This window comes from Nonomuraea sp. NPDC049709, assembly GCF_040674815.1.
In the GTDB taxonomy this organism is placed as follows: domain Bacteria; phylum Actinomycetota; class Actinomycetes; order Streptosporangiales; family Streptosporangiaceae; genus Nonomuraea.
Map to the genome: position 1 here is coordinate 1 of NZ_JBFANM010000182.1, position 4,984 is coordinate 4,984.

Genomic DNA, 4,984 nt, shown 5'->3' on the forward strand with positions numbered 1-4,984 from the left:
TCATGTTGGGGGTGTGCGCCATGACGGCGCCCGCCTCGATCAGCACGACCTGGATCATCCGCGCGAAGATGTGCGCCAGCGGCAGGAACAGCAGCGCGGCCGGGTCCTTGCTGGCGAACAGCGGCTCCAGCGGCCCCCGCAGCACGTTGAGCGCGGTGAACAGCAGGTTGTCGTGGGTGATCCGGCAGCCCTTGGGGCGGCCCGTGGTGCCGGAGGTGTAGACGATCGTGGCCAGATCGGAGGCGGAGACGAGCTTCCTGCGCTCGTCGACGTCGGAGGCGGAGACCGCTCCCGTCTCCAGCGTGCCGTCCACCCGCCAGATCGGCTTCAGCTCGGGCACCGCCTCCCGGACGGTCTCCTCGTGCGCGTCCAGCTCGACGAACGCCGCCTTCGCGTCGCTGTCGTGCAGGATCCACCTGACCTGCTCGACCGAGGACGTCTCGTAGATCGGCACGGTCACCGCGCCGACGGACCAGATGGCGTAGTCGACCAGTGTCCACTCGTAGCGGGTGCGCGACATGAGCGCGACCCGGTCACCGTGTTCGACGCCCGCCGCGATCAGTCCCTTGGCCACCTCCACCACCTGGTCGCGGAACTCGGCCGCGGTGACCACGGGCCAGCCGGAGCCGACCTTGCGGCGCATCACGATCGCGCCGGGCTCCTGCTCGGCCCGCCGGAAGACGGTGTCGGGCAGGCCGGCCGAAGCCGGCACATCGACCAGGACGGGGACGCTGTACTCGCGCACGGATCAACTCCTCTTCGGGGACCGCCTGGACGTTACCGCCTTAAGTTACGCGCCGGTAGCTCCGTCATTGAGGCGTTATGAAGGGCATTCCTCACGCTAGCAGCCGCCGCCCGTAGAGTTTTCCCCATGAGGGTCCATGTCGTCAGCGACGTCCACGGCAGAGCCGACGCCCTGGCGCGGGCGGGTGACGGGGCGGACGCGCTGATCTGCCTGGGCGACCTGATCCTGTTCGTCGACTACGACGACCACGCGCAGGGCATCTTCGCCGACCTGTTCGGCGCCGAGAACGCCAGGGAGTTCATCGCGCTGCGCACGGCCAAGCGCTTCGACGAGGCCAGGGCCATGTCGGCGCGGTTGTGGGCGACGCTGGAGGGCGATCCGCGCGAGCACATCGAGCGGAACGTACGCGCCCAGTACGCGGCCCTGTTCGCCGCCATGCCGGCCCCGGCCTACCTCACCTACGGCAACGTGGACATCCCGCGGCTGTGGAGCGACTACCTCGGGCCCGGCCACCGGGTCCTGGACGGGCAGGTGGCGGAGATCGGCGGCCTGCGGTTCGGGTTCGTGGGCGGCGGGCTCAAGACCCCCTACCGCACCCCGCACGAGCTCACCGACGAGGAGTACGCCGCCAAGGTCGAGGCCGTCGGGGAGGTGGACGTGCTGTGCTGCCACATCCCGCCCGCCCTGCCCCAGTTGCTCTACGACGTGGTGGCCAGGCGGTTCGAGCGCGGCAGCCAGGCCACGCTGGAGGCGATCAGGCGTACGCAGCCGCGGTACGCCCTGTTCGGGCACGTCCACAACCCGCTGCACGCCCGCGCCCGCGTGGGGCGTACCGAGTGCGTGAACGTGGGCCACTTCCGGGGCCGAGGCGTCCCGTACGTCCTGGAGTGGTGACCCCCTCCGGGGGTCCGCCGCAAGTAGCGGATTGTGCACTACGGTGGTCGCATGGCTGATCGCACCACTTCGAGCACCACCATCGGCGCCGGGCGCGCCGAGGTCATGGCGGTCATCGCGGACTTCCCGAGCTACCCCGAGTGGGCCGGGCAGGTCAAGAGCGCCGAGGTCCTCACCAGCGACGCGGACGGCAGGGCGCGGACGGTGCGGTTCGTGCTGGACGCCGGCCCGATCAGCGACTCCTACACCCTCGGCTACACCTGGCAGGGCGACGACGGCGTGAGCTGGCAGGTGGTCGAGCCGGGGAAGATGGTCTCCGACCTCCGGGGGAGTTACCGGCTCACCGACGCGGGCAGTGGCACCGACGTGACGTACGAGCTCACGGTCGATCTCAGCGTGCCCATGATCGGCCTGATCAAGCGCAAGGCCGAGAAGGTCATCGTGGACACCGCGCTCAAGGGCCTCAAGAAGCGCGTCGAAGGCCGCTGAGTTGAGCCCGAGGGTCCTGCTCTTCACCGGCAAGGGCGGCGTCGGCAAGACCACGGCCGCCGCCGCGACCGCCACGCTCGCCGCCGGCCGCGGCCTCAAGACGCTCATCGTCTCCACCGACACGGCCCACTCGCTGGCAGACGCGCTCGGGGCCGAGCCCGGGGAGATCGCGCCGGGCCTGCACCTGCACCAGGTCGACACGCAGAAGACGCTGGAGCGCCACTGGGGCGAGCTGCAGGGCTACGCCCGGGGGGTGCTGCTCGATCTGGGCCTCGACGAGATCACCTCCGAGGAGATCACCGTCCTGCCGGGGGCCGAGGAGGTCATCGCCCTGCTGGAGCTGCGCGAGCACGCCCGCGAGGACCGCTGGGACGTGATCGTGGTCGACTGCGCCCCCACCGCCGAGACGCTGCGGCTGCTGGCCCTGCCCGAGGCGCTCGACTGGCACGTCACCCGGCTCATGCCGGTCGGCCGCAAGATCGTGCGGCTGGTCTCCCCGTTCGTGCGCAGCGTGGCCCACGTGAGCGCGCCCGGCGAGGACGTCATGAGCGCGGCCGAGCGCTTCCACCGCGGCCTCATGGAGGTGCGCGAGCTGCTCACCGGCGACCACGCCTCCGTGCGGCTCGTGCTCACGCCCGAGTCCGTGGTGCTCGCCGAGGCCAGGCGCACCCTGACCTCGCTCAACCTGTACGGCTACCGCGTCGACGCCGTCATCGCCAACCGGGTCTTCCCGGCCGAGGGCGCCGACGAGTGGCGCGCCCAGTGGGTGGCGGCGCAGTCGCGGCTGCTGTCCGAGGCGGAGCAGTCGTTCGCGCCGCTGCCCATTCACGTCGTCCCCTACCTGCCCGCCGAGCCCGTCGGCAAGGACGCGCTGGCCAAGGTGGGTGCCGCGATGTACGGCGAGTCCGACCCGTTCGCCGCCCACTCCGTCGAGCCGCCGCTGCGGATGAGCGCCGACGAGGTGGCGCTCGCCCTGCCCGGCGCCGACCGCGACGACATCGACCTGGCCCGCAAGGGCGACGAGCTGATCGTCACCGCCGGCCCGTACCGGAGGATCCTGGCGCTGCCCGCGGCGCTGGCCCGCAGGAGGATCAGCGGGGCGGTGCTGCGCGACGGGGTGCTCCGCGTCACGTGGTCCCCCGACGGTGCCGCCGGCGATCCGCCCGCGCTACCGTCCGACTCGGGGAGCGAATCCGCGACCTGATGAGTTGAATGGATGAGCGACCCAAACGCAGGGAGGGCCAAGATGACCGAGAGCAATGACAGGGATCCCGCCAGGGACCCGATCGGCACCGTAGCCGACGAGGCGCGCAAGCTGTTCGAGTCGATCCAGGGGCGGGCCACCCGCCAGGTCGGCAAGACCATGTTCAACTCCTTCACCGGCGGCGGCCGCAGGGAGCGGGACGTGTGGGAAGAGGCCGTGTCCGAATCCCACGACGAGTACATCTGCCGCGCCTGCCCGGTCTGCCGGGCGATCGCGGCGCAGCGCGAGTCCGGCGGTGAGGTCACCGGGCACCTGGTGGCCGCCGGCGGTGAGTTGTTCGCCGCGTTCCGCGGCGCGCTCGACGCGTTGAGCAGGCCCGCCGCCCCCCGCAGGCCGCGCGACGACCGCGATCGCGACACCGACGACGGCCGCCGCGACAATGTGGAACACATAGATCTCGGATAGGGAGAACGGCGCAAATGCTCACGATCGGTGTCGACATTGGCGGGACGAAAGTGGCCGCCGGTGTGGTCGACGACAATGGCGAGATCGTCGCACACACGCTCAGGCCCACCGCCGCCGACCGCCCGGAAGTGGTGGCCGAGACGGTGGCCGACGTCGTTCGCGAGCTGTCGCACGGTAGAGAGATCGAGGCCGTCGGGGTCGGCGCGGCCGGGTTCGTGGACGAGACCCGGTCGATGGTGCGCTTCGCCCCCAACCTCGCCTGGCGCGAGGAGCCGCTGCAGAAGAAGATCAGCGGCCTCGTCGGCCTCCCGGTCGTGATCGAGAACGACGCCAACGCCATGGCGTGGGGCGAGACCCGGTTCGGGGCCGGCCGGGGCCAGTCCCACGTGGTCTGCCTGACGCTCGGCACCGGCATCGGCGGCGGCCTGGTCTTCGACGGCGCCCTCTACCGGGGCCGCTGGGGCATGGGCGCCGAGCTGGGCCACATGCAGGTCCTGCCCGGAGGCCGGCAGTGCGGGTGCGGCAACATCGGCTGCTGGGAGCAGTACGCCAGCGGCCAGGCCCTCGTCAAGGACGCTAGGGAGATCGCCGCGGCCGAGCCGGAGCGGGCGGGCATCCTGCTCGGGCTGGCCGGCGGCACGATCGAGGGCGAGGAGGTGACCGAGGCTGCCCGGCTGGGCGACGACGCCTCGCTGGCCGCCTTCCGCAGCCTGGCCGACTGGCTCGGCCAGGGCATGGCCGACCTGGCCGCCATCCTCGACCCCGGCTGCTTCATCGTCGGCGGTGGCGTCTCCCGGGCCGCCGACCTGTTCATCGACCGGGCCAGAGAGGCCTTCGCCGAGCGGATCACCGGGCGCGGGCACCGGCCGCTCGCCGAGATCAAGCTGGCGGAGCTGGGCGCCTCCGCCGGGGTGGTGGGCGCCGCGGACCTGGCCAGGCAGCGCTAGAGCCGCCGCCCGCACGTGACGATCAGGGTCGCGACCTACAACCTGCACGGGCTGCGCGACAGCGTTCCCGCGCTGACCAGGGTCATCGGCGCCGCGCGCGCCGACGTGCTGTGCGTGCAGGAGGCGCCCAGGTTCGGCCGGTGGCGGGCCAGGCGGCGTGCCCTGGCCGCCGCCGTCGGGCTGACGGTGGCCACCCCCGGCCGGGTCGGGGGCGTGGCCGTGCTCACCGGCCGGCGGGCC

7 protein-coding genes are annotated in these 4,984 nt (G+C 72.1%); 6 read left to right on the top strand and 1 reads right to left on the bottom strand.

Annotated elements, in window-relative coordinates:
- On the bottom strand, positions 1-745 hold a 745-nt coding region (locus tag AB0J69_RS61330; protein WP_364138543.1), incomplete at its 3' end, for an AMP-binding protein.
- 126 nt (positions 746-871) lie between these two features.
- On the opposite strand from AB0J69_RS61330, the gene AB0J69_RS61335 reads away from it, so the two are divergent.
- The 6 genes from AB0J69_RS61335 to AB0J69_RS61360 all read left to right on the top strand — a co-directional run.
- A complete protein-coding gene (locus AB0J69_RS61335; protein WP_364138545.1) occupies positions 872-1,639 on the top strand; it encodes a metallophosphoesterase in 768 nt (255 codons plus the stop codon).
- 51 nt (positions 1,640-1,690) lie between these two features.
- On the top strand, positions 1,691-2,128 hold the full coding sequence (locus tag AB0J69_RS61340) for an SRPBCC family protein (protein WP_364138548.1): 438 nt from the start codon (positions 1,691-1,693) through the stop codon (positions 2,126-2,128).
- 1 nt (position 2,129) lies between these two features.
- Entirely contained in the window at positions 2,130-3,332 is a 1,203-nt protein-coding gene (locus AB0J69_RS61345; RefSeq protein ID WP_364138550.1) for an ArsA family ATPase, read from the top strand.
- Between the two features lie 42 nt (positions 3,333-3,374).
- Entirely contained in the window at positions 3,375-3,797 is a 423-nt protein-coding gene (locus AB0J69_RS61350) for a DUF5304 family protein (protein WP_364138553.1), read from the top strand.
- A gap of 14 nt (positions 3,798-3,811) precedes the next feature.
- On the top strand, positions 3,812-4,744 hold the full coding sequence (locus tag AB0J69_RS61355; protein WP_364138556.1) for an ROK family glucokinase: 933 nt from the start codon (positions 3,812-3,814) through the stop codon (positions 4,742-4,744).
- Positions 4,745-4,759: 15 nt separating this feature from the next.
- Positions 4,760-4,984, top strand: a 225-nt coding sequence (locus AB0J69_RS61360) for an endonuclease/exonuclease/phosphatase family protein (RefSeq protein WP_364138558.1), incomplete at its 3' end; no start/stop codon positions are given.